Genomic DNA, 23,944 nt, shown 5'->3' on the forward strand with positions numbered 1-23,944 from the left:
CGGCGCCTCGGGTCGGTTGTTAAAGCTGTATCTGGTTACACGTCACAAATTCGGACAGCATCCGCCAGCGACTGCACCTTGCCTTGTGGCGTCGCTGGCGTCGGAATAAATTCCTGCGCCAGATACCCCTTAAACCCGGTTGCGACTATCGCCTTGGCGATCGCCGGGTAATACAGCTCCTGCGTGTCATCAATTTCATGGCGTCCCGGCACCCCGGCGGTGTGGTAATGGCCAAAATACTGATGGTTGTCCTGTATGCTGCGGATAATGTCGCCTTCCATAATTTGCATATGGTAGATGTCATACAGCAGCTTAAAATTATTTGATTTCAGTCGCTTGCAAAGCTCGATGCCAAAGCGTGAGTTATCGGCCAGATAATCCGGGTGGTCGACTTTGCTGTTAAACAGCTCCATCTGCAGCACCACACCACGTTTTTCTGCCTGCGGCAGAATTTGCGACAAGCCAATCACCGCATGATTCAGTGCAGTTTCGCGGTCCATGCCACGGGCATTGCCGGAAAAACAAATCAGGTTGGTGTAACCGGCGTCCGCAACTAAATCGATATGGGCCAAATAACGTTTGATAAGCTCAGGGTGAAATTGTGGGTTACACCAACCATCGACCAGATTAATTTCAGCGCCATTACACATAGAGCAATCGATGCCGTGCTTTTTTAACGTCGGCCAGTCTTTGGGCCCGACCAAATCAATAGCGCCAAAACCTAAGGATTTGACCAGCTGACACAGCTCTTCAATCGACAGATGGCCATAAGTCCAGCTGGCAACTGAATGCCGCACCCGGCCTTTCAGCGGCGCTACTGCGTTATTTGCTGCAACATCATCTGTAGCCGGCGTTTGCTGAGCATTTGCTGCACAGCCACTCAGTAACAAAGACGGCCCAGCGACGCCCAGCGCCACACTGCCAGCCGCCAGCTGTTTCAGCATGTTGCGGCGTGACGCGCCAGTAGACTCAACATCAGTAGACGCAACATCACGAGATTCAAAGTGTTTAGTCATGACGGCCATCCTGAGCTGCTAAAGTCTCGTTTTTGAAAATCAGCGCAAACAGCACCAGCACTACTGCGGCAAAACCGGCCGGGAATAACCAGATCTGGGTCCAGTCCGCGCCGGCAGCCGTGGTATAGGCCTGGGTCACTTGCCCCGCCACACTAAAGCCAATCAGCATACCGACGCCGTAAGTGGCCAGTGTAATCAGGCCTTGCGCCGCGCTTTTATAGGCCGCACCGGCTTTGCTATTGGTATAAATCTGGCCCGAAACAAAAAAGAAGTCATAACAAATGCCGTGCAGTGCAATACCGACCAGCAATAAAGCTACACCGCTGCCGGCATCGCCATAAGCGAACAGCACATAACGCAGCACCCAGGCCGCCATGCCTAAAATCAGCGTCCAGCGAATACCAAAGCGGTTTAAAAACAGCGGCAGTGCCAGCATAAAAGCGACTTCGGACACCTGGCCCAGCGTCATTTTGCCAGTGGCATTTTCAACGCCAACAGCAGTCAGGAACGGGTTGGCATTCTGGTAATAAAACGCCAGTGGAATACAAATCAGAATGGAGGAGACAAAAAACAGCGCAAAGTTGCGGTCTTTTAACAGTTTCAGTGCGTCCAGCCCCAGTAACTCTCCAATCTTAACCTGACTGCCGCGCGCCGCCGGCGGCGTGGCTGGTAAGGTAAAGCTGTACAGACCGAGCGCTAAAGACGCCACCGCACACATCAGGAAAGTGTTTTGCAGCGCACCGGCGGCAATCGCATCTGCCGCATCCCAGCCAAACAGGTAGCTGATGACAAGGCCCGCCGCTATCCAGCCGATAGTGCCCCAGACGCGGATTTGACCAAACTCACGCTCCGGCTGTTGCATCTGACCGAATGATACCGAGTTGACCAGCGCCAACGTCGGCATATAAGCCAGCATGTAGCCGAGCACTAACGGATAAAACGCAGCGAAATCAGTCGCCTGTGCCATCAGATACATCAGTACCGCGCCAATCAGATGTAGCACCGCCAAAATGCGTTCAGCGTTAAAAAACCGGTCGGCGATAAGACCAATAAAAAACGGCGCGATAATGGCGCCCCAGCTTTGGGTCGAGAACGCCATACCGGTTTGCGGACCGTCAGCACCAAGGTTCTGGCTTAAAAAAGTGCCTAGCGTGACAAACCAGCCCCCCCAGATAAAAAACTGCAGAAACATCATCGTACTGAGGCGTATTTTTATTGTACTCATCGTCATCCCCGTGATTTTTTGTTGTTGTGTTCTCTGTTCTACTTGTTGTGTTTCGATACCCGCTCTTACAAACCTCTGTTACAAACCGCTATTCGAGGCCTAAAATCCGTCTGTTACGGACCGCATCCGAACTGCCACCAGCAAAATCGTCAAAGGCGCGGCCGGCGCGTTCAATCAGATGCGCGGCGATAAATGGTGCGCCCTCTTTGGCGCCCTGTGCTGAATCTTTTAAGCAACATTCCCACTCCAGCACCGCCCAACCGCGATAACCGTACTGAGTTAACTTACTGAAAATACTTTTAAAATCGACCTGACCGTCGCCTAATGAACGAAACCGCCCCGGTCTGTCGACCCAATCCTGATAACCGCCATAAACACCGGCACGGCCGTCTGGCCGAAACTCGGCGTCTTTGACATGGAACATTTTGATGCGGTCATAGTAGCGATCGATAAAGGCCAGATAATCCAGTTGCTGCAGCACAAAATGGCTGGGATCAAACAGGATATTGGCGCGCGGGTGGAAGTTCGTCGCTTTGAGGAAACGTTCAAAACTGGCGCCGTCGTGTAAATCTTCACCAGGGTGAATTTCATAACAGACATCCACACCTGCGGCGTCAAAGGCGTCCAAAATCGGTAACCAGCGAGCGGCTAATTCGGCAAAACCTTGCTCCACTAAACCGGCCGGCCGCTGTGGCCAGGGGTACACCAGATGCCACAATAAAGCACCGGAAAACGTTGCGTGCGCCTTCAAACCTAAATTCTGGCTGGCTTTGGCAGCGAGCTTGAGCTGTGCAATCGACCATTCGGTGCGCGCCTTGGGATTGCCGCGTAAATACGCCGGCGCAAAGTTATCAAACAGCTCATCATAAGCCGGATGCACAGCGACTAACTGGCCCTGCAAATGAGTTGAGAGCTCAGTGATGCTGATGCCGACCGCCGCGCATTGCGCTTTGATCTCATCGCAATAGGCCTGGCTGTTTGCAGCCTTTTCCAAATCAAACAGCGCCGGGTCATTGGTCGGCACCTGAATGCCTTTGTAGCCTAAATCGGCCGCCCATTTCGCCATCGTGATGAGGTTGTTAAAAGGCGCGCTGTCGCCCATAAACTGCGCCAGGAAAATCGCCGGGCCTTGAATACTGTTCATTGTGTGTCCTTCAAACCAAAATTCGTCAAATGCACGGCGTCAGCCACCTTTTCGTTAGCCGACATCCGGCACGGCCTGCCATTTTTCGCTGCTCACCGTGCTGACAGTGTCGATAAAAGCCATGCCGCGTAAGCCGGCGCTAATGCCAGGCACACCCGTTGGCGTGCCGCGTTCGCCGGCGCGAATAGCCTGAGCAAAATCACGGTACAGATTCGCCATCGCTTCTAAATAACCTTCGGGGTGCCCTGCCGGCAACCGGCAACGTTTCAGTGCTTCTGCACCTAAACCCGCCTGACCGGCCCCGGCGCGCAGCACATAAAAAGGTGCGCCGTGTGGCCGCACTATGATGCTGTTCGGCGCCATCTGCTGCCATTCCAGCCCGCCTTTGTCGCCATAGAGGCGAATTTTCAGTGCGTTTTCTTCGCCGGCACAGATTTGACTGGCAATGAGTACCCCACTGGCACCACCGTTAGTTTTAAATAACGCCGCACCGTCATCATCAAGCCGACGGCCCGGCACATGGCTGGTGAGTTCAGCACAAAGCTGGTTGATGCGCTGGCCGCTGATAAATTCGGCGAGGCCAAAGGCGTGAGTGCCGATATCGGCCATACAGCCGCTGTTGCCGGCCTGCGCCGGATCTGTGCGCCAGCTTGCTTGTTTCTGCGCGCTGGCTTCTAAATTGTCAGTCAGCCAGCCTTGCGGATATTCGACATAAATTTTGCGCAAAGTGCCCAGCACGCCGTCCGCCACCAGCTGCTTGGCCTGCCATACCATTGGATAACCGAGATAAGTGTGCGCCAGGCCATACAAGCGGTCGCTTTGCGCCAGCTCGGCTGCAAGCAACTGCGTTTCTGCTAAGCTGACGCCGGCCGGCTTTTCACAAAACACATGAAAACCTGCAGCGATGGCGGCGCGGCTGACCGGCACATGTAGCTGGTTCGGTGTGACAATCACCAGCAGCTGCATACGTTCGTGTTCCGGCAATGCCGCTTCACCGTCCAGCATCTGCTGCCAGCTGGTGTATAAACGTTCAGACGCGATATCCAGGCTTTGGCCGGTACGCTGATTATTGCCGGCGTCGCGGCTGAAGGCACCGCAAACCAGTTCAGTCTGCCCATCCAACGCCGCGGCGTGACGATGCACGGCGCCGATAAAAGCGCCTTCGCCGCCACCGAGCATGCCTAAACGAATTTTCTGTGAACGGGGGCGAACGGATTGGGTCATCTGGTTATCCTGCATCAGCTTTAAACGGAAATCAGCACCGGGCCCTGGCATCCGGTACTTTTCGGCACACCTGGCACAAGCCCGCTTTAAAAAATGTAACGGATTACATTTTGCCACGTCAACCTAAAATCCGGCCAAAAGCAAAATATTTGCGGCATTTTTGCGCAAACCTAATTTAATCTGCGCACCAAAAACGAGCTTTTGCACTAATTTAATGCCAAATTTTGCCGAAACAGCCCTTCCCTGTGCGGCCAAGATAGCTTATAAATGATACCGGTTACATTAAAAGCTATTGCATTCCCGGTCCTGCAACTGAGTAGAATGCCGGTTTGGATCCAACAACAAGTACACTTATGTCCAATATCCGCGAAGTGGCCCGCCTGGCCGAAGTGTCCGTGGCAACAGTGTCCCGGACTTTGCAGCAACCCGATTTGGTGTCGCTGAAAACCCGTAATAAAGTGCTGGCCGCGGTCAAAGCGGCCGGTTACAAACCCAATTTGATGGCGGTGCGTTTTCGCTCCGGCAAGACGCATAATTTAGTCGTGCTGGTGCCGACCGTCGCCAACGTGTTTTTCGCCCGTGTCATCAGCGGTATGCAGGAAGCCGCGCATGACAACCAATATGCGCTGCTGCTGGGGAACACGCTCGGTGATGACGAGATGGAAGCGGCTTATGCCCGCATGGTGCAAACCTCACAAGCGGATGGCCTGATTCAGCTGCGCGCGCACAACCCCTTTGATGCGCTGCAACAGCAGGACGCTGGCGACGACAGCCCGGCGCTGCTGCCGATGGTCAATGCCTGTGAAGTGCTGGACAAAGCCCCCTGCCCAACAGTGGTGCTGGATAACCGCGCCGCTGCCTGCGCCATGACCGAACATCTGTTAGCGCTTGGCCACCGCCGCATCGCGATGATTAAAGGCCCGGCCAGAAGCCCGCTGACCCGTGACCGCGTCGCCGGTTATCGTGATGCACTGCAAGCAGCCGGTGTACCTTTTGCTGCTGAGTTGCTGTCGCCGGGGAATTTCTCGCTGCAATCCGGTTTTGACGCCGCCGCCGATTTACTGGCGCTGCCGAATCCGCCGACGGCGATTTTCTGTGAAAACGACGAAATGGCGATTGGCGCCATGCAACGCATTAAACAACAAGGCCTGCGTGTGCCGGCGGATATCTCCGTCGCTGGTTTTGACGATATTTCTTTTGCCGCTTTTGCCGATCCGCCGCTGACCACTATCGCCCAGCCGGCGGAAGAGTTTGGCCGCACGGCGGTACGCCTGCTGATTGATGTGCTGGAAGGCAAACTCAGCAAAGCGCCCAAAGTCATTTTGCCTTTTGATCTGGTGATCCGCGCCAGTACCGGGCCTGCGCCGGGGGTGCATCAACGACAGCCCGATCTGCAGCAAAAAGACCAGCCCGATAAAACTTAGCTAAACCGATATTTGAACCACAACAGGGAGCTTCATCATGTTTAAGACCGAAAAACTGCCCTCACCGGGCCGCCGCCAATTCCTGCAGCAAAGCAGTGCCGGCCTCGCCGCTGTTGCCCTGCTCGGCAATCCGCTTCAGGCACTGGCTGCTGACTCAGGCAATTCCGCCAAAAAAGCCGGTCTGCAGCTTTATACCTTGCGCGACATGATGGAAAAAAGTGTTGCTGACACGCTGAAGCTGGTGGCTGGTGTGGGTTATGGCGATGTCGAATTCGCCGGTTATTTTGGCCACAGCGCCAAAGATATCCGCAAACTACTTGATGCCAACGGCCTTGCTGCGCCTTCAGTGCATGTGCCGCTTGAAGTGCTCAGAAGTGCGCTGCCGCAGGTGATACAGGATGCCAAAGTCATCGGCCATCACTACATTGTGCTGCCCTGGTTGTCAGAGGAGCAGCGCGGAGATTCAGTCGACAGCTATAAGAAGCTGGCGGCGGAACTGAACGGTTTTGCCAAACCGATTAAAGACGCCGGCCTGCAGCTGGCTTATCACAACCATGATTTTGAGCTGACACCAGTCAAAGGCGGCCTGCCTTATGATGTCCTGCTCGGTGAGACCGACAAAGATTTAGTCAAAATGGAGCTGGATTTATTCTGGTCCGTCAAAGCTGGCGTCGACCCGTTAAAACTCTTTGCAGCAAATCCGGGCCGGTTCCCGCTGGTGCATGTCAAAGACATGGCCAAAGACGGCGCTATGGTCGATGTAGGTACAGGTACTATTGATTTTAAAGCGATTTTCGCCAAAGCAGAGCAAGCCGGCATTCGTCATCAGTTTGTCGAACACGACAACTCAGCCAACCGCATCACCACCATTCGTCAGGGCTATCAGGCGCTGTCGCAGGTGCTGAAGGGCTAAGCTGCTTTTGGGAGCCGCGTCCTCAGCAAAACACCTCGGTTGTTTAAATATCGATGAGCCCCGGCCTGCACTGCCGGGGCTCATCGCCAGCAAAAAAACCGACTCGAAACGAAATGGTTTAATTTATCCGCCTTGCTCAGTCAGGTTTATTTTCCACATGGCGCCGGAAATTCTGCAAAATGCCGAGCCAACCCTGCCGCTGCATTTCTGCAGAATTTTCATCTTCGGCATCAAAGGATTCTGTGACTTTGACTCCTTCGGGCGTGTTGATAAATTCGATATCCACCTGACGGCCGTCACCGAGCTGGTAACTCAGCGCCTGATAAGGCTTGATAGCAACAAAGGTACCGGCGAAATCAAAACCAAAAGAACCATCTTTCGCTTCCATCCGGTAATTAAAAGTCCCGCCCACGACCAGCTCCAGCTCAGCCTTCGGGCAACACCATTCATCGATGGCAAAGTTCCAGCACATAATATCCTGTGGCGTGACAAAGCATTGCCACACCAGCTCCAAAGGCGCGTTTATTATTGTTTCAATTGAAATTTTCATCACCACTCCATTGCTTATCAGTTCAAATCAACAGACCTGCATGAAGGTCCTTCCTTCTGGTCGAAACGGTTTTGTCCAAATCGACAACTGATGAAAAAATATTTTCTCAGATCTATTCGGCGTACTCAGGCAGATACATGCTGGCGGCTGCCCATCGATACAAAATATTGCGCAAGCCCCAGGGCTAGCCGCAATACCTTTGAACTTTGTTTTTTAGTAACTTACCCGGTAGCGCCGCTAAGGCCGGCGCCTGTTACAACGGCAATACCATATCGACCCGATGCATGTTTGTGCCCCAGCCATCTGTCGTCACTGCCACCGTCTTCGCGCCAAATTTGGCAAAAAATGGCGCCGACAAATGACTGGCGGCAATACTGATTTGGCTGATTTGTTGCGCCTGTGCCAACAGCATCACCCGCTGCATGATGGCCCGACCCACACCAAGCCCTTGTAATTCCGGGCTTAGCAGGATCCAGTTGAGCGCGCCGTGCAGCCCGTCGCGGCAGATCAGGCCAAAAGCACCGACCACAACCTGCCCTTTACAACAAAGTTCATAGCCAGGCGGTGCTGCATCCAAAAACGCGGCATAATCATCGCGTTCATTCGGCGCAAAAAACGCCGGACAGTTGCGGTCAAACAACTGCAGGCAAGCCGCTTTGTCTTTGGCTGTATAGGCGATAAAACTCAGGTTTTGCATCAGATAAAGCTCCTTTGCGCTGACACTGGCCGCTTAATGCTTTGGGGTTTGCTGCTCTGCTGTTTGCTGTTTGCTGTTTGCTATTTTGGCGTGTCCGGCTGCGCAGCTTTGCTGGCCTGCCGCTTTTTCGCCTTGACCGCGACAAAAATACAAAAGACAAACACCAAAAGCCCAATAGCTGCAGCGCCCAGCGCGATAAAAGTTGCTTCCGTCATGCGATATCTCCTTGCTGATGAATTGATATTTCCAGATGCTAAAAAAACCTGTCAGGCATACTGATGCCAGCAGGTTTTAATCAATATCGATGGAAAAATACTTTGCTTCGAATGTCATGCCATGCTGCTGATAAAACTGGTGCGCCCGTTCCCTGGCGACGCCAGAAACCAACCGGACCTGACTACAGCCATTTGCTTTGGCGTACGCTTTTGCCCAGTTCAGCATTTGCACACCATAGCCTTGAGAACGCTGGTCCTGGCAGGTCACCAGCTCTTCAATTTCGACATACTTGCCACGATGCAACCAGGCGCCAATTCGGATCCCCATCACGGACTTGATTTGCGGGTCTTTTAGAGACACCAACCGATAGCCGTGCTCACACATCAGTGCACGGACCTGTGCCACAAAGTTATCCCGTTCCAGCTGTGGGCGCAGCTGCGACATCACCGGGAAACAGTCGGCAATATCCTGATCAGTTTCAGCAATAGCGATGTGCATCAATAGAACTCCCTGCCTTGGTCAAAGCGCCAGTCGGTAAGGCATCAGGCCTGCTCATTCACAATCTCGATTTGCGCGATGTTTAACACCGGGATGTGCGTCTGATAATAGTATTTGCCCGACTGCCGTCGGTTTGCACTGATAAAATCGACCCGCACCCGCTGCGCGCTGCCTTTGACCGTAATTTTTTTACCGGTAAAAAACGCTTCGGGCCCAACGCCGTATTTTGCCTGCAATTGCGCGACCACGGCCGGATGTATCGCCACAGTCACATTGCGCTGATCCCGATAATCAAGTTCAGTATTGAGATACACCTTCGCATCTTTTGTGCCGGTGGCCTGGATAGTTAACAAATATTCGCCCGGCACTCCCTGAGGCGCGGACTCAGCAGCCCTTTTGATTATGTCCATGGTGTTGGCAATGGTGTTGGCATTGGGCGCCGCAGGGGTACTGCCAGACAGCTGGGTTGTAGAACTGCAACCGGCCAAAATGAATACCAGACTTGCTAAAACAATACGCATATTTATTTCCTTATAATGAACTAAAAATTATTCGGCATCCCAGCCATAGGCATGGCTGATGCGGTCCGCCACCTGATTCATCAATGCCATACCGTTATCGCCGTTGGTCATGATAATCATGCCATAGCCTTTGCTGATATGCCCTGTCATCCAGGCCCGGTAGCCCCAGTTTCCCCCGCTATGCGAAAAAAACTTTTCCTGGCCGCGCTGCTCGATTTTTAAGCCCACCGCATAAGGCCCAACCCGCACCGGCGTGGTCATCTCACTGGCGGACTGACGGCTCAGCAACTGGCCTTTGGTATCACGCAGCGCTGTCTGTATTTCGATAACAAATCTGGCCAAATCGGTCGGCGTGGTCCAAAGCGCCGCGGCAGCGAGTTCCGGGTAAACATGCCATGGCGCACCCATCCGTTTGCCTTGTTCGTCATGTGCCAAAGCGGCGGTCAGCTCAGCGGACATCGCTTCAAAGCTACTGTCGGACATCTTCAGCGGTGTCAGCACAGTGCTTTGCATCAGCGGCGCGAAGGCGCAACGGCACAGGTCCATCATCGCCTGCTGCATAATTAAAGTGCCGCCGCCGGAGTATTTGTATTCGGTATAAGGTGGCCGCGCGAACAACACTTTGCCCACATTAGACGGCGCCTGACCGTGCAGAATTTGCAGCACTGTTGGCAAAGGTGCCTGTGGTGCATAACCGGGAAAACCAAAACCGTCATCGGCACCGGAGGTATGGCTGAATAAACTGCGGGCGGTCACACTCTGCTGCCGGTTAAATTCAGACGCCGGCACTTGCCATGAGCTGAGGAATGTATTGATGTCCTTGTCCAGCGCCAGCTGTCCGGCTTCAACCATCCGCATCGCCGCCATCGCCGTCACCGGCTTTGAAATAGACGCCGCCTGAAAACGGGTCTGGCTATCCACTAAGCGGCCGCTGGCAGCATCGGCAACGCCGTATGCTTTGGCCCAGTGCACCTTAAAATCTTTCACCACTGCAATGCTGAGCCCAGGCACATGCAGCTGCTGCATCAATACGGGCAGGCTGAGTTTGTCAAACTCACCACTTCCCGCTTTTTGCGCCGATTCAATCTGCTGGATATAAGACGTCGCATCATCCGGCGCGGCCGAAACCATAAAAGTGCTGCATAACGCCAGCAATAAACAAACTTTGGTCATCACTGAAACTGTCCTTGTCCGCCTTGTTAAATTCCTACAGTGCCAGATGCAACAGCGGATAAGGTTTACCCTGGCCATCGACCGGTGAGCGGCCAGTCACTTTAAAGCCAAGATGCTGATAAAAACCCAGCGCCTGCTGATTCTGCTCGTTTACATCGACCTTCAATGCGCCTTGCGCTTTGATCGCATGCGCCACCAACATGGCGCCAATCCCATTGCCGCGTGCATCCGGTGCGATAAACAACATCTCGATATTACCGTCGTGCACGCCACAAAATCCCTGTATTTCACCGTTTTCGTTTTTAACGCACCGTAAATCAACGGCATCAAAATACTGTTGCAGAATCAACGGCTTTAACTCTTGTAGATCAGCTTCAGCTAAAAAGTCATGGGTCGCTCTGACGGATGCTTCCCAGATCTCTATCAGCTTGAGGTGTTCAGCTTTTTCTACGCTCTCAATGTTCATTATCGTTCCTGTTTAATCTCTAACGCCGGTCACACAGCCCAACAGCTGGTGGCGGTCAAAAGCCTCAGGCTACTGTGTCCCGGCATTTGCCTGAGTTTGGCTACTCCAACACGTACTAAATAACCAAAGCTTCAAGCTGGGCTTTTTGTTCGGCGCTTATCCCCTTGAGAGATTTCAGCGCATCTTTTTGTGCGGCTTTGGCCTCCCCAGCCATTTTAAAATGCAGATAAGCGTTGATGAGCGCGGTATGCGCATTAAACGATTGCGGATAATTTGTCCGGTTCCACTGCAGTAAAACCAGCGAATCCTGTTGCCGGCCCAGGTACTGCAGCCACTGGCCGTAACCATTGGCTTTATCTTCCGGGATCATCAGGTCTGTTTTAAGCAGTTTCGAGCGACTGGCAAATTTTGCCTGCAAATCGGCCAAATTCTGCGGCTGCCCTTCCGGGATAGCCCAGCCGGAAAACACGTGCTTTAAAGCAGCATATTGCCCTTGTAACACTGTGGTGTTGTGGGTTTCATCGCTAAAAGTCTGGGATGCGACGACTAACTTGTCAGATGGAGAACGGGCCAGTAAATCAACAAATTGTTGATACGGCTCAGTCATCGTCGGTTCTTCATTGGCGATGGATATAAACAAACGCCCTTGCAGACGCTGCTGTTTCAGCGCCTGCTCAGTTAACCCAAGCAACTGATTTTTATCCCAATATAACGACGGGCTAATCGCGATGATGGCGTTAAACAAACCTGGGCGTTTCACCAGCGCATTGATGGCAAACTGGCCGCCGTGGGACGTTCCGGACAGGACCTGATAGTCCAGCGTCCGGTAATTCTGTTTCACATAAGGGATCACTTCGTTTTCAACAAAAGCTAAGAAGCGGTCGGCGTTTTGCGGTTGGTTTGGCTTTTGCTGGTCTTTAGGGGTCAGCGTCAGATCCCGTTCCCGGTGTTGCCGGTTCACAATGCCAACCACAATCATCGGCGGCAACTGTTCAAATTTTGCCAGATAATCGATGGTGCCAGCAGTATGCGGGCCCTGAATGTCGCCATCGGTCAGATATAACACCGGATAACGCTCATTGCTCTGCTGATAACCCGCAGGCAGATACACTACCAGCTCACGTGTTTCCGCCAGCACAGCGCTTTTTATGCTGACTGCGCGCACTTCCAAAAGATCGGCAGCAGCCCAACTACAGCAAGGGCTGCAGAGTAACAGCAGGATGACTCCGTACAGTATTTTTCGCATTTCTCTTCCCTAAACTTATGAATTTTCCATATTTTTATGTGAGGTGATTACAGCACTCGCGATAAAGCTGAGGGCCAACCTCGGTGAGCAGAAGTAGAGCTTATTGTGATACGCCTGCTTCGGACCAGACTGCAAACTCATTCCCGCTTGGCTCTGTAAAATGAAAACGACGGCCTCCCGGGAAGCTGAATATCGGTTTGATCACTGTGCCCCCGGCGTCGGTCACTTTTAAAAGTGTGCTCTCGAGGTTATCGCTATAGAAAACCAATAACGCCGAACCATTGGCTGTCCTTGCATTCAAATCGGCCTGAAAGAATCCCCCGTCCAGTCCCTGCCCGGAAAATGCTGTGTATTCAGGACCGTAGTCGGTAAACGACCAGCCAAAAGCCTTTGCAAAGAATGATTTTGTCGACTGCAGGTCAGCTGCCGGGAACTCAACATAATTTAATTTTTCGTGTCTGGTCATTTGATCTCTGTTTTACTGATAACGCCGCACTAAGCCGCGACTAACTCTGGGCGCTTTAAATTGAAGCAAAGCGACCGCGCATAAAGCGCACAAGGCTGGACGTCAGCATGCAGCACATTGTATATGCGAACCCCGGTACTAACTTCATTTCAAGCTCTGAAGGGCCTTCTTAATTTCTTTCAACTGCTCTGGAGGAACTTCCGAACTCTGTAGATTTTCTAATGCTAATTTATATGCAACACTGAAAGCGGAATCTTTGCTAGCTAAAATATCGGGTTGAACGCCAGTACCTTCCCAATTTGTATTGGTTATAGGATTAACGGCTTTTGCTATTGGTATCGCTATCTGATAGTTATCAATGAGCTCAAAAAACTTCCACGGATTTGCACCACCTTTGGTTGTCTCCCCAATGATAGTTGCGCGTTTAAGTGCTTTTAAATTATATGCAAATTCTTCCGCTGCAGAGAATGTATCTTTGCTGGTCAAAATATAAACAGGAACTTTAGATTGGGAACTATTTTCTATGTCTGAATACGTCCAGAATTCCGTAGTAGAATCACTTTCTTTCCAGTAAATAGAATTGAGGTGTACGCGACCTTTCAGTAAAAAACTACTAATCAGGCGAACCATATCAGCACTGCCGCCACCGTTATTTCTTAGATCAAAGATCAGCGCATCTGTTTCTGAAACAAACTGCATAGCTGATTGAGCTCTGGATTTTGATTTATCGTTAACGTTATCAAAACCCCAAAAATCAATGTAACCAACATTTCCATCCAAAATTTCAACTCGTTGAAAACCCGAGTTTTTTCTATCAAGTTGTGAGAACCACCCTTCGTAAACAACCTTTTCAGTTTTAGAAGCAGGATCACTCCACCTCACAGCAAAGTGTTTATCATGTCGCTGTAGAGCTGAGCTCAATATTTCAGCAATTTTAGCTGGATCATCAGAGCCACTGAACTCAGCTTTGATCTGTACACTGGATAGAGAATTAATGATGTCAGGAACTTTATCTCCCATCACATAATTATTGGTTATTTTTTCTTGAATAAGATTTACCAACTGGTCACTTTTATGCGCTTCAGCGCTTACGATGGGAGCGATCCAGACAGATAAAACTAGACAAATTATTCTCATTCTGACCTCAATAGGTGATGCCTGACTCCGGCATATAACGCCCGCTACAAACGCGAGCAACTTGTTGCGACTCGAGCCACGTAGTAGCGTTTTGGTGGCGATTGTTAAGGGAATAAAACTAGAACGGAGCGCATGTTGTCCCTTGATGGTAAATCATTTGCCACTGACCGCTCGCACTCCGACGCCAGATTGAACACCTATGCGAATAAAATGGCGATGGATGATCAATTTTTGACATCTTCGCTTTGTATAACAACTGAGCACAGTCCAGGCTAAACATTCGTAACTCATAATTAGTTGCAGTTATTTCAGGTGCAATCTCAGTTGGTAAACGCTCCAATACATTTGCCTTGCCAAATCGCAAACCTGAAGCACCAATTTCAATAAAATCATCAGAGATTAGCTGAGCGAGCTCACTTGAAGAACTTCGAACATCAGGCTGGAAAAGACGCTCCTCCAACCCGATTAATATTTGCTTCAAATCTTCCATTGAAGCTCCGAAATGCCCAAACGTTTAGCGTACGCGCGCAAACCTTGGCGAGCGTCGCAGCGGCGGCAGGTCGCAAAGTGCCGCGCCGTGTTATGTGTTGTACTTTGAACCATGGGCAAACAACAAATACCTTGGAGCATACCCTGTACATGCAACGCTTCCTGATACATGCAACATAATCCCCACGACCGCGACATTGGATAAAATGGCTGGCTCAAGCGGATCCATTACTACAGCAAGCATTACGTTGACACCAGCCAGAAGACCGCACAATAAGAGAAATGCTGACAACACTCGGAATAAGATTCTGACTTTTTTTACATCATTTTTGCTTGGGTAATTCATGTAGACCACACATAACATATTACTCAACGGCAAAACGCCTGCTTTTACGCCTGCGTCGTGCATTTGAAATTTTTTAACATCCGTTAACACTACCTAAAAAAGATACAGATCTCAACCCTTTGCCGTCAGACAAAGTTTTGTGAAAAGCTGAAAGCAGGAATGGTGCACCTTTCTGAAAAATTACTTTTTATTTACATTTGTCTACTAAAGAGCTTGCGCCAGAAAACTGCGTAGACCGTATTTTGACCGCAGCAATTCCCGCAGAATCACATCCCCATGCCGGCAAATAACCGTGGGTTGTAGATATCGTGAAACACTTGTTCGAGGCGCAGTTGGCTGGCTTCCGGGTGGCTGGCGTTGAATAGCAGGATGCTGCCAAGGCCGGGCGGGACTGTGACACTGGGCAGTTCCAGTGCGACTTTTCGCTGGCTGTGCAGCCAGTCGCTGCCGAGTTGTTGGGTGCAGGCGGGATAAGGGAAGATGTCCCAGTCGGCGGGCAAAATACCGCTGAAAGGTTCAATCAACGCGTCCGGCAGCTGGTATTGGCCGAGCCGGTAGCTTTTAGGGATAAAACGCGGGGATGGCAGATAGTTGGCGACTTCCAGCATCGCTACTGCGGCAGAACTGGCAAAATACAACACACGCTGGCCCGGTTGATTCCAGCGGCCGCCGCTTTTAAAACTGGCGCCTTCGCCGCTGAAATTCTCCAGGAAAGCTTCCGGGCAGATGCGATACAGCTGCATCAGCTGAATTCACCAAATTCAATGGCTTGCAGTACATCTGCCACCATATTCCGACCAACAAAACTGTCGAATAATGCGATGGGTTTGTCGCCGGATAGGGCCGGCATCGGGCTGTTCAGCCATTGGCGCGCCATGTCGGGGCCAAACAGATTTTCGGCGCGGCAAATCAGTTGCAGCATATCCAGCACCGGCTCGGCCTGATGGCTGGGTAAAGTGCCTTTATACAGCCGGCTGATATTGGCAGCGCTGATGGACAAGGCCACCACTAATACCGGTTTTAATTCGGGTAACCACTGCAGCAGGGTTTTTACTTTGTCGCCGGACACGCCGTCGCGGACCAGTTGTAAATAGCTGCGTTTATTTGCAAAGACTGTGGCAGAAACTGCACAGGCGTCAGAGACAGTTTTGACGGGCAAGGTTTGGCAAGGTTTGGTCTGATAGGTCACGGCCATGATTTATCTCCGGTTTGCACCTTTTGACGATACATCAAAACGAGAAGACCATCAAATCAAATTGATGAATCAGCTGCGCCTTACAATATCTGCCCGTCAGGTGTGCGTTAGATATGCGGTAACGGTGTGGACCCCATGCAGTCTGTCGCTTAGCCGGGCTGCCGCACGCCACTTTGCTGATCAGCCGCCGGGCGTAACAGGCCATTGCGCGCCAGTGCGCGGCGTACACCGAGACACATTTTGCCGAAGCGGCGGATCTCATCAAACTTTGGCAGCACGCCGCGTTTCAGCGCACTCTCCCAATAGCTGATCTCGCCGTCGACCATCTCCAGCAGCTTTTTCGGACAACCGGCACAATCTGTATTGGCGCCACAGATAAAAGTGGCCGGTTCATACAGCGGAAACTCGGTTTTGACCTGCGCGATGATTTGCCGCATTGCCGTGGCCCGATCTGGTTTCATCTGGCTTTGCTCCTGTCTGGCCCGCCACAGTCTCTGTATATGGCGGCAACAGGATCATCAGTGAAAACCGCCACAAGCACTATCCGGCAAAAGAGGTAGTGCGGCAGGGTTAAGCAGGTACTTTTTGCGCCAGATATTCCGGATAAAAGCGGAAATACACACCGGTGCCGCCGACATCACGCCGCTCGACCCTCAGCTCGCCCTGCAGCTGCCGGCTGCGCTCCTGCATGATGGCGAGGCCATAGTGATTAAGCTTTTCGGCTTTATCCGCAATGCCGACGCCATTGTCCTCGACGCACAGCTCAACCCATTTGTCGTCAAGCTGCGTCAGCCGCACCAGCACTTCAGAGCCTCTGCTGTGATGCACGGCGTTCTGACTGGCTTCGCGCACGATTTGCAGCAGGTGGATCTCTTCCTGTGGCGACAACGGAATATTCGCCAGCTGATAATCGAGCCGAAAGCGCATACCCGACTGCTCGGCCAGCACCACCACCGCCTGCTGCAACGCCACTTCAATACCACCGCCGTCGACTTTCAGCCGGAAAGTGGTCAAGAGTTCGCGCAGCTGGCGGTAGGCATTGTCCAGCCCCTGTTTCAGTTCAGCCGTAATGTCCTGCAATAACTCAGGTTTATTCAGTTCTATCGCCTTATTAAGCCGGGTGACCTGAATTTTTAAGTAAGACAGTGCCTGCGCCAGCGAGTCGTGTAACTCGCGGGCAATCACCGTGCGTTCCTGCATCAGCACCAGCCGCCGGCTTTGGTCCTGCTCTTGCTTCAGGCTGAGCGCAATCGCGATATGCCCGGCGACACTGCGAAACAGCTGCAGCTGCCAGTCATTGAGTTTGTCAGTGGCATGGGTGCGCACCACCAGTACGCCGTGATGCTGGCTTTCCCGCTGCACCTGAAAACGGTAAACCCAGCCGCTGTTATCCAGCTGACCGGTTTCGCTGGCGCTGGTGCAGTCACCACAGCTGTCTCTGCCGCATTCCTGATGACTGGCGTCCGGCAAAATTTGCAAATAAGGCCGGCTGCCCTGCTCGGTCAACAAACACAGCTCGATATCCTGCACCGCCACCACCTGTTGTAATTGCTGCACTATGGTGTCGAGCCGGGTACGGTCGACAGTTTCCACCGTTAAGTCGCGCACCATGTCGTATAAAAATTGCAGTTTGGTATTGGAGATTTGCAGCGCATGGGTCTGGGCATCCACACGTTTTTGTAAAGTGCCGTACATCGAGGCGATGGCATCAGACATTTTATTCAGCGTCTGTGCTAACACGCCGAGTTCGTCCTGTTCCTGCGGTTCCACCCGGCAGGTGAAATCGCCCTGACCGATGCGATGCGCGGCGCGGGTTAATTCACTGAGCGGCTGCTCGACCCGGTTGCGCAGCCAGTGCAGCACCACTGCGGCCAGAAACACTGTGGTAAACAGCGCAAAAATCTGCACGATGCGCAGCAATCGCACCTTGCGCTCGGCGTCGCGCTGAATAGTGCTGACCAGCACTTCGATGTCGTTGACCTGACGCTGCGCCTGGGCAAACCGCTCTGTGGGTGTCAGCAAAGGTAAATTCTGTGCCAGCTGCAGCCAGTTTTGCCGGGCTTTCACAAATTGCAGATTAAGCTCCGGATCGGCGGTTTTCATATGACTGAACACCGGGTGCTGCCAGCTTTGGGTTAATTTTTCCTGCGCAGCGGCAAAGTCGCCTGAACCTGGCTGCTCACTGAGCAGCACCACTTTATAGGTCTGCATCCTGAGAGAGCCGGCGACATTAATCGCTAAGGCATCGCTGTCGGCGCGCTCCGACAGCCAATACGAAATAATCATAGTGCCAAGCGCCAGCGTGACGATGATGCCAAGTGCAATACCAATACGGCTGACAATAGACGCCTGATGCGTTAACAGTGGTTTTGATTTCGACATGCCGGCTCCTGCTGCTGTTGCCCCATCATACCTGTTTCCACCGGCAGTTTCAGGAGCTACTCCTTTTGCGCCGCCTCTCAATGAGCTATAGGGCCTGCCGGTAACAGACACAAACAATATCAATATAAATCATAAAGATAACGAACAACCCTACTACCCACAAAGAGGTAGATGCCGGCTGTTGTACCCGTTCTTGCTCCGTGGATTGCTGGCGCCAAATCAATCATGATTCGCCATGCGCAATCCAGACTACTGGCAAGTTCAGCATCGCAGTCTGGTGCCTCACACCGCACCGGATTGGCAAGCAGGAGTAATATAATGAGTCACTTGCTCGACAAACTGCGTTTTTTTAAAACGCGCAGCACGCCCTTCGCCGAAGGGCATGGCATCACCACCAATCAGGACAGAACCTGGGAACAGGGTTACCGGCAGCGCTGGCAACATGACAAGATTGTCCGTTCCACCCACGGCGTCAACTGCACAGGGTCCTGTAGCTGGAAAATTTATGTCAAAGACGGTCTGGTCACCTGGGAAACCCAGCAAACCGACTATCCGCGCACCAGACCAGATTTACCAAACCATGAACCCCGCGGCTGCCCTCGCGGCGCCAGTTATTCATGGTATATCTACAGCGCCAACCGGCTAAAATACCCGAAAGTGCGCCAGCATCTGATGAAACTGTGGCGCGAAGCCAAAGCGCTGCATCAGGACCCGGTGTTAGCCTGGCAGTCGATTGTCTCCGACCCGGTCAAAGCCAAAAGCTACAAAGAACGCCGTGGTTTAGGCGGTTTTATCCGCGCCAGCTGGGATGAAGTCAATGAACTCATCGCCGCCGCCAATATCTACACCACCAAACAATATGGCCCGGACCGCGTCACCGGCTTCTCGCCAATTCCGGCGATGTCGATGGTGTCTTACGCTGCCGGCGCGCGTTATTTGTCATTAATTGGCGGCAACTGCTTAAGTTTTTATGACTGGTACTGCGATTTACCACCGTCGTCGCCGCAAGTCTGGGGCGAACAGACTGACGTACCGGAATCGGCCGACTGGTACAACTCGAACTACATCATTGTCTGGGGCTCGAACGTGCCACAAACGCGCACACCAGACGCGCATTTTTTATCCGAAGTACGTTATAAAGGCACTAAAACCTGTGTCATCACCTCGGATTATTCCGAAGCCTCCAAATTTGGTGACACCTGGCTTGCGCCAAAACAAGGCACAGATGCTGCGCTCGCGATGGCCTTTGGCCATGTCATCTTAAAAGAATTCCACGTCGACAGCCCAAGCAGCTATTTCACTGACTATGTGCGGCGTTACACCGATATGCCGATGTTAGTCCTGCTGGAAGAACACGACGGCAAGCTGACCCAAGGCCGCTTCCTGCGCGCCGCTGATCTGGTCGACAACCTCGGCGAAGCCAATAACCCGGACTGGAAAACCATCGGCGTGAAACAAGATGGCAGCCTGACCAGCCCGAACGGTGCTATCGGTTATCGCTGGGGCCAGAACACCAATCAGGTGGGTAAATGGAATCTGGAGCAAAAAGACAAAGACGGCGATATCGAGCTGAAACTGTCTTTAATTGACGCGCATGACAGCATCGCTGAAGTCGCCTTCCCGTATTTTGGCGGCGCGCCGCACGAGTACAAATACTTCCAGCACACTGAACATGACGAAGTGCAAATCCGCCGTATTCCGGTGCGTAAAGTTCAGCTCAAAGATGGCACTGAAGCCTTAGTCGCCACTGTCTATGACCTGACGCTGGCGCATTATGGCGTCGATAACGGCGCCGCTTTTGGTCTCACCGACCCGAATCGTGCGCAGTCTTATGCCGACAACGTGCCTTATACCCCGGCCTGGCAACAAGCCATTACCGGCGTGGAGCCAGAAGCGCTTATTCGCGTTGCCCGTGAGTTTGCCCGCAACGCCGACAAAACCCGTGGCCGCTCTATGGTCATAGTCGGGGCAGCACTGAACCACTGGTATCACATGGACATGAACTACCGTGGCCTCATCAATATGCTGATGATGTGCGGCTGTATCGGTCAAAGCGGCGGCGGCTGGGCGCATTATGTCGGCCAGGAAAAACTGCGGCCGCAAACCGGCTGGGCCCCGCTGGCCTTTGCGCTTGACTGGCAAAAACCACCACGCCATATGAACGGCACTTCGTTTTTCTATAACCATGCCAGCCAATGGCGGTATGAAAAACTCGAAATGGCCGAAGTCGTATCGCCGCTGGCTAACAAAGAAAAATGGACCGGTTCTATCATCGACTTTAACAGTCGCGCCGAACGCATGGGCTGGTTACCGTCCGCGCCGCAACTTGGCACCAACCCACTGCATTTGACCAGCAAAGCCAAAGCGGCAGGCCTCGATGTCAAAGACTATGTGGTGAACGAGCTGAAAAACGGCAGCCTGAAATTCGCCTGTCAGGAGCCGGAAAATCCTCAAAACTTCCCGCGTAATATGTTTATCTGGCGCTCCAACCTGCTGGGTTCGAGCGGTAAAGGCCATGAATATATGCTGCGGCATTTACTCGGCACCAAACATGGTTTGCTTGGGAAAGACTTAGGCGGATTTGGCGGCAAAAAACCTGAAGACGTTGAGTGGACTGACAACGCCGCTGAAGGCAAAGTCGATTTGTGGGTGACGTTAGATTTCCGTATGTCGACCACTTGTCTCTATTCCGACATCGTATTGCCAACCGCCACCTGGTATGAAAAAGACGATATGAATACTTCGGACATGCATCCGTTTATTCATCCGTTATCCGCCGCCATCGACCCGGTTTGGGAAGCACGCAGCGACTGGGAAATTTTTAAAGGCATCGCCAAAGAATTCTCCCGCCTCTGCCCTGGCCATTTAGGCGTTGAAACCGATTTGGTCACCACACCGATGCACCACGACACCCCGGCCGAACTGGCCCAGCCTTATGGCGTCAAAGCCTGGTGGAAAGGTGAATGTGACGCCATTCCGGGTTTAACTATGCCGCACCTGAATGTGGTTGAACGTGATTATCCCAATACTTATCAGCGTTTTACCTCATTGGGGCCATTGCTGGAAAAAGCCGGCAACGGCGGTAAAGGCATCAGCTGGGATACCAAAAACGAGGTGCATTTCCTCAAAGAGCTGAACCGCACTCATACCGCTGAAGGTGTCAACAAAGGCCTGGCGCGGATTGACAGTGCCATTGACGCCTGCGAAGTGATTTTAAGTCTGGCGCCGGAAACCAATGGTCAGGTTGCCGTCAAAGCCTGGGCGGCTTTATCGAAAATTACCGGCCGTGATCACCGCCATCTCGCGCTCAATAAAGAAGACGAGAAAATCCGCTGGCGCGATATCGTCGCGCAGCCGCGCAAGATCATCTCCTCGCCCACCTGGTCAGGTCTGGAAGACGAGCATGTGTCCTACAACGCCGGCTACACCAACGTGCACGAGCTGATTCCGTGGCGCACCATCACCGGCCGCCAGCAGTTTTATCAGGATCACGAATGGATGCGCGATTTTGGTGAGCAGCAATGTGCCTACAAGCCACCGATCAACTTAAAAACCGTGGCGCCGGTGCTGCATAAAAAACCCAATGGCAACAAAGAAATCGTCCTGAACTGGATCACGCCACACCAAAAATGGGGTATCCACAGTACCTATTCTGACAACCTGCTGATGCTGACCTTGTCGCGCGGCGGCCCTATTGTCTGGCTCAGTGAGCTGGACGCCAAAGCGGCCGGCATCGAAGACAACGACTGGATTGAAATTTTTAACGTCAACGGCGCTATTGCTGCCCGTGCCGTGGTGTCGCAACGCGTGCCGGAAGGCATGAGCATGATGTACCACGCTCAGGAACGCATCGTGAACGTGCCGGGCGCTGAAACCACCGGCACCCGCGGCGGAATTCACAACTCGGTGACCCGCGCTGTGATGAAACCAACGCACATGATCGGCGGTTATGCCCAGCAGGCCTACGGCTTTAACTATTACGGCACCGTCGGCTGTAACCGCGACGAATTCGTCATCGTGCGCAAGATGAGCAACGTCGACTGGTTAGACACCAAATAAGCTTGGAGTAGCAATTTATGAAAGTCAGAGCCCAAATTGGCATGGTGTTAAACCTCGACAAATGTATCGGTTGCCACACCTGCTCTATCACTTGTAAAAACGTCTGGACCTCGCGCGAAGGCGTCGAATATGCCTGGTTTAACAACGTTGAAACCAAACCCGGCATCGGTTTTCCGAAAGAATGGGAAAACCAGCAAAAATGGCACGGCGGCTGGACCAAAAACCAAAGCGGCGAGCTGGAACTCAAAATTGGCGGCAAACGCCGGGTGCTGGCGAATATTTTCGCCAACCCGGATTTACCGGAAATTGACGACTATTACGAACCCTTTGATTTTGATTATCAGCATCTGCACACCGCCAAAGACAGCCAGCACCAGCCGGTGGCGCGGCCGCGTTCACTGATTAGCGGTCAGCGCATGGAAAAAATCGAATGGGGACCAAACTGGGAAGAAATTCTCGGCACTGAATTCGAAAAACGTAAAAAAGACCAGAACTTCAACGACGTGGTGCAAAAAGACATTTATGGCCAGTTTGAAAAAACGTTCATGATGTATTTGCCACGGCTGTGTGAGCACTGTCTGAATCCGGCTTGTGTTGCAGCGTGCCCAAGCGGCGCCGTGTACAAACGCGAAGAAGACGGCATTGTACTGATTGATCAGGACAAATGCCGCGGCTGGCGCATGTGTGTATCGGCCTGCCCGTACAAAAAAATCTATTACAACTGGAAAACCGGTAAGTCAGAAAAATGTACTTTCTGCTTCCCGCGTATCGAAGCCGGTCAGCCGACTGTCTGCTCAGAAACCTGCGTCGGCCGCATCCGTTATTTAGGTGTGTTGCTCTATGACGCTGACAAAATCGCCGCTGCGGCCAGTGTTGCCAATGAGCAGGACCTGTATCAGGCGCAGCTGGATATTTTCTTAAATCCAAACGATCCGAAAGTCATCGCCGCCGCCCGCGCCGAAGGTATCAGCGATAACTGGATTAAAGCCGCACAGCAAAGCCCGGTGTACATGATGGCCATGGACTGGAAAATCGCCCTGCCGCTGCACCCGGAGTACCGCACGCTGCCGATGGTCTGGTATGTGCCGCCGCTGTCGCCCATTCAAAGCGCGGTACAGGCCGGTCATGTCGGCATGAATGGCGAGATCCCGGACTTAAAATCGCTGCGTATTCCACTGAAATACTTAGCGAATTTATTAACCGCCGGCGACGAAAAACCCGTGGTGCGGGCTTTGGAACGGATGATTGCGATGCGCGCCTTTAAACGCGCGCAGCAAGTCGACGGCGTCGAAGACTTAGCGGTACTGCAGCAGGTCGGCCTCACCGCCCATCAGGTGGAAGAAATGTATCGGTATATGGCGCTTGCCAACTACGAAGACAGGTTTGTCATTCCAACCAGCCATCGCGCTTATGCCGAAAATGCCTATGACCTGAAAAGCTCTTGCGGCTTTAGTTTTGGCAACGGCTGTGGTGATGGCAATAACGGCGTCAACCTGTTTGGCAGCAAAGCCAAAGGCGTGCGTCAGGTCATTCCGGTGGAATTGAAGGATTAACAAC

The 23,944-nt window shown here is 52.4% G+C and carries 23 protein-coding genes; 4 read left to right on the plus strand and 19 right to left on the minus strand.

Annotated elements, in window-relative coordinates; all coding sequences use genetic code 11:
* Positions 1-35: 35 nt before the first annotated feature.
* The 4 genes from ABNT34_RS14975 to ABNT34_RS14990 form a co-directional block, all read right to left on the minus strand.
* Complete coding sequence (locus tag ABNT34_RS14975; RefSeq protein WP_348733020.1) at positions 36-1,016, minus strand: TIM barrel protein; 981 nt, start codon at positions 1,014-1,016, stop codon at positions 36-38.
* Entirely contained in the window at positions 1,009-2,241 is a 1,233-nt protein-coding gene (locus ABNT34_RS14980) for a nucleoside permease (protein WP_348733022.1), read from the minus strand. The genes ABNT34_RS14975 and ABNT34_RS14980 overlap by 8 nt, the downstream gene beginning before the upstream one ends.
* A gap of 88 nt (positions 2,242-2,329) precedes the next feature.
* Entirely contained in the window at positions 2,330-3,385 is a 1,056-nt protein-coding gene (locus tag ABNT34_RS14985) for a sugar phosphate isomerase/epimerase (RefSeq protein ID WP_348733024.1), read from the minus strand.
* 54 nt (positions 3,386-3,439) lie between these two features.
* A complete protein-coding gene (locus tag ABNT34_RS14990) occupies positions 3,440-4,609 on the minus strand; it encodes a Gfo/Idh/MocA family oxidoreductase (protein WP_348733026.1) in 1,170 nt (389 codons plus the stop codon).
* Positions 4,610-4,962: 353 nt separating this feature from the next.
* Between ABNT34_RS14990 and ABNT34_RS14995 the strand changes: the two genes are divergently transcribed.
* Together ABNT34_RS14995 and ABNT34_RS15000 are read left to right on the plus strand one after the other, a co-directional pair.
* Positions 4,963-6,033 carry a LacI family DNA-binding transcriptional regulator gene (locus ABNT34_RS14995; RefSeq protein ID WP_348733027.1) on the plus strand — a complete coding sequence of 357 codons (1,071 nt, stop codon included), beginning with the start codon at positions 4,963-4,965 and terminating at the stop codon, positions 6,031-6,033.
* A 37-nt stretch (positions 6,034-6,070) separates the two neighbouring features.
* Entirely contained in the window at positions 6,071-6,946 is an 876-nt protein-coding gene (locus ABNT34_RS15000) for a sugar phosphate isomerase/epimerase (protein WP_348733029.1), read from the plus strand.
* A gap of 136 nt (positions 6,947-7,082) precedes the next feature.
* Here ABNT34_RS15000 and ABNT34_RS15005 read toward each other — a convergent pair whose 3' ends face one another.
* The 15 genes from ABNT34_RS15005 to ABNT34_RS15075 form a co-directional block, all read right to left on the minus strand.
* On the minus strand, positions 7,083-7,496 hold the full coding sequence (locus ABNT34_RS15005; protein WP_348733031.1) for an SRPBCC family protein: 414 nt from the start codon (positions 7,494-7,496) through the stop codon (positions 7,083-7,085).
* A gap of 253 nt (positions 7,497-7,749) precedes the next feature.
* Positions 7,750-8,193 (minus strand): GNAT family N-acetyltransferase, encoded by a 444-nt coding sequence (locus ABNT34_RS15010; RefSeq protein WP_348733033.1) that lies wholly within the window; start codon positions 8,191-8,193, stop codon positions 7,750-7,752.
* Positions 8,194-8,273: 80 nt separating this feature from the next.
* Positions 8,274-8,408 (minus strand): hypothetical protein, encoded by a 135-nt coding sequence (locus ABNT34_RS15015; protein WP_348733035.1) that lies wholly within the window; start codon positions 8,406-8,408, stop codon positions 8,274-8,276.
* A 76-nt stretch (positions 8,409-8,484) separates the two neighbouring features.
* Positions 8,485-8,907, minus strand: coding sequence for a GNAT family N-acetyltransferase (locus tag ABNT34_RS15020; protein ID WP_348733037.1), 423 nt, complete (start codon positions 8,905-8,907; stop codon positions 8,485-8,487).
* A gap of 44 nt (positions 8,908-8,951) precedes the next feature.
* On the minus strand, positions 8,952-9,428 hold the full coding sequence (locus ABNT34_RS15025; protein WP_348733039.1) for a hypothetical protein: 477 nt from the start codon (positions 9,426-9,428) through the stop codon (positions 8,952-8,954).
* Between the two features lie 27 nt (positions 9,429-9,455).
* Positions 9,456-10,601, minus strand: coding sequence for a serine hydrolase domain-containing protein (locus ABNT34_RS15030; protein ID WP_348733041.1), 1,146 nt, complete (start codon positions 10,599-10,601; stop codon positions 9,456-9,458).
* 34 nt (positions 10,602-10,635) lie between these two features.
* Positions 10,636-11,067 (minus strand): acetyltransferase, encoded by a 432-nt coding sequence (locus tag ABNT34_RS15035; RefSeq protein ID WP_348733042.1) that lies wholly within the window; start codon positions 11,065-11,067, stop codon positions 10,636-10,638.
* Positions 11,068-11,182: 115 nt separating this feature from the next.
* Entirely contained in the window at positions 11,183-12,313 is a 1,131-nt protein-coding gene (locus tag ABNT34_RS15040; RefSeq protein ID WP_348733044.1) for an alpha/beta hydrolase-fold protein, read from the minus strand.
* Positions 12,314-12,413: 100 nt separating this feature from the next.
* Entirely contained in the window at positions 12,414-12,779 is a 366-nt protein-coding gene (locus tag ABNT34_RS15045; RefSeq protein ID WP_348733046.1) for a VOC family protein, read from the minus strand.
* A gap of 144 nt (positions 12,780-12,923) precedes the next feature.
* Positions 12,924-13,916, minus strand: a complete 993-nt coding sequence (locus tag ABNT34_RS15050) for a S41 family peptidase (protein ID WP_348733048.1) — start codon at positions 13,914-13,916, stop codon at positions 12,924-12,926.
* Positions 13,917-14,034: 118 nt separating this feature from the next.
* Positions 14,035-14,406 carry a DUF4440 domain-containing protein gene (locus ABNT34_RS15055; protein ID WP_348733050.1) on the minus strand — a complete coding sequence of 124 codons (372 nt, stop codon included), beginning with the start codon at positions 14,404-14,406 and terminating at the stop codon, positions 14,035-14,037.
* 611 nt (positions 14,407-15,017) lie between these two features.
* Entirely contained in the window at positions 15,018-15,494 is a 477-nt protein-coding gene (locus ABNT34_RS15060) for an RES family NAD+ phosphorylase (RefSeq protein WP_348733052.1), read from the minus strand.
* Entirely contained in the window at positions 15,494-15,946 is a 453-nt protein-coding gene (locus tag ABNT34_RS15065) for an antitoxin Xre/MbcA/ParS toxin-binding domain-containing protein (RefSeq protein ID WP_348733054.1), read from the minus strand. The genes ABNT34_RS15060 and ABNT34_RS15065 overlap by 1 nt, the downstream gene beginning before the upstream one ends.
* A 149-nt stretch (positions 15,947-16,095) precedes the next feature.
* Positions 16,096-16,407, minus strand: coding sequence for a hypothetical protein (locus tag ABNT34_RS15070; protein WP_348733056.1), 312 nt, complete (start codon positions 16,405-16,407; stop codon positions 16,096-16,098).
* Between the two features lie 109 nt (positions 16,408-16,516).
* On the minus strand, positions 16,517-18,328 hold the full coding sequence (locus ABNT34_RS15075; protein WP_348733058.1) for an ATP-binding protein: 1,812 nt from the start codon (positions 18,326-18,328) through the stop codon (positions 16,517-16,519).
* A gap of 318 nt (positions 18,329-18,646) precedes the next feature.
* Here ABNT34_RS15075 and ABNT34_RS15080 point away from each other — a divergent pair, with 318 nt between their 5' ends.
* Positions 18,647-22,387 (plus strand): nitrate reductase subunit alpha, encoded by a 3,741-nt coding sequence (locus ABNT34_RS15080; protein WP_348733060.1) that lies wholly within the window; start codon positions 18,647-18,649, stop codon positions 22,385-22,387.
* A gap of 17 nt (positions 22,388-22,404) precedes the next feature.
* Positions 22,405-23,940, plus strand: a complete 1,536-nt coding sequence (gene narH / locus ABNT34_RS15085; RefSeq protein WP_348733062.1) for a nitrate reductase subunit beta — start codon at positions 22,405-22,407, stop codon at positions 23,938-23,940.
* Positions 23,941-23,944 lie beyond the last annotated feature (4 nt).

The sequence above is a fragment of the Rheinheimera texasensis genome (assembly GCF_964031785.1).
Taxonomy (GTDB): Bacteria; Pseudomonadota; Gammaproteobacteria; order Enterobacterales; family Alteromonadaceae; genus Pararheinheimera; species Pararheinheimera texasensis_A.

Coding starts and splice junctions, on each gene's coding strand:
- ABNT34_RS14975 (WP_348733020.1), bottom strand. CDS start 1,016: ATGACTAAACACTTTGAATCTCGTGATGTTGCGTCTACTGATGTTGAG.
- ABNT34_RS14980 (WP_348733022.1), bottom strand. CDS start 2,241: ATGAGTACAATAAAAATACGCCTCAGTACGATGATGTTTCTGCAGTTT.
- ABNT34_RS14985 (WP_348733024.1), bottom strand. CDS start 3,385: ATGAACAGTATTCAAGGCCCGGCGATTTTCCTGGCGCAGTTTATGGGC.
- ABNT34_RS14990 (WP_348733026.1), bottom strand. CDS start 4,609: ATGACCCAATCCGTTCGCCCCCGTTCACAGAAAATTCGTTTAGGCATG.
- ABNT34_RS14995 (WP_348733027.1), top strand. CDS start 4,963: ATGTCCAATATCCGCGAAGTGGCCCGCCTGGCCGAAGTGTCCGTGGCA.
- ABNT34_RS15000 (WP_348733029.1), top strand. CDS start 6,071: ATGTTTAAGACCGAAAAACTGCCCTCACCGGGCCGCCGCCAATTCCTG.
- ABNT34_RS15005 (WP_348733031.1), bottom strand. CDS start 7,496: ATGAAAATTTCAATTGAAACAATAATAAACGCGCCTTTGGAGCTGGTG.
- ABNT34_RS15010 (WP_348733033.1), bottom strand. CDS start 8,193: ATGCAAAACCTGAGTTTTATCGCCTATACAGCCAAAGACAAAGCGGCT.
- ABNT34_RS15015 (WP_348733035.1), bottom strand. CDS start 8,408: ATGACGGAAGCAACTTTTATCGCGCTGGGCGCTGCAGCTATTGGGCTT.
- ABNT34_RS15020 (WP_348733037.1), bottom strand. CDS start 8,907: ATGCACATCGCTATTGCTGAAACTGATCAGGATATTGCCGACTGTTTC.
- ABNT34_RS15025 (WP_348733039.1), bottom strand. CDS start 9,428: ATGCGTATTGTTTTAGCAAGTCTGGTATTCATTTTGGCCGGTTGCAGT.
- ABNT34_RS15030 (WP_348733041.1), bottom strand. CDS start 10,601: ATGACCAAAGTTTGTTTATTGCTGGCGTTATGCAGCACTTTTATGGTT.
- ABNT34_RS15035 (WP_348733042.1), bottom strand. CDS start 11,067: ATGAACATTGAGAGCGTAGAAAAAGCTGAACACCTCAAGCTGATAGAG.
- ABNT34_RS15040 (WP_348733044.1), bottom strand. CDS start 12,313: ATGCGAAAAATACTGTACGGAGTCATCCTGCTGTTACTCTGCAGCCCT.
- ABNT34_RS15045 (WP_348733046.1), bottom strand. CDS start 12,779: ATGACCAGACACGAAAAATTAAATTATGTTGAGTTCCCGGCAGCTGAC.
- ABNT34_RS15050 (WP_348733048.1), bottom strand. CDS start 13,916: ATGAGAATAATTTGTCTAGTTTTATCTGTCTGGATCGCTCCCATCGTA.
- ABNT34_RS15055 (WP_348733050.1), bottom strand. CDS start 14,406: ATGGAAGATTTGAAGCAAATATTAATCGGGTTGGAGGAGCGTCTTTTC.
- ABNT34_RS15060 (WP_348733052.1), bottom strand. CDS start 15,494: ATGCAGCTGTATCGCATCTGCCCGGAAGCTTTCCTGGAGAATTTCAGC.
- ABNT34_RS15065 (WP_348733054.1), bottom strand. CDS start 15,946: ATGGCCGTGACCTATCAGACCAAACCTTGCCAAACCTTGCCCGTCAAA.
- ABNT34_RS15070 (WP_348733056.1), bottom strand. CDS start 16,407: ATGAAACCAGATCGGGCCACGGCAATGCGGCAAATCATCGCGCAGGTC.
- ABNT34_RS15075 (WP_348733058.1), bottom strand. CDS start 18,328: ATGTCGAAATCAAAACCACTGTTAACGCATCAGGCGTCTATTGTCAGC.
- ABNT34_RS15080 (WP_348733060.1), top strand. CDS start 18,647: ATGAGTCACTTGCTCGACAAACTGCGTTTTTTTAAAACGCGCAGCACG.
- narH (WP_348733062.1), top strand. CDS start 22,405: ATGAAAGTCAGAGCCCAAATTGGCATGGTGTTAAACCTCGACAAATGT.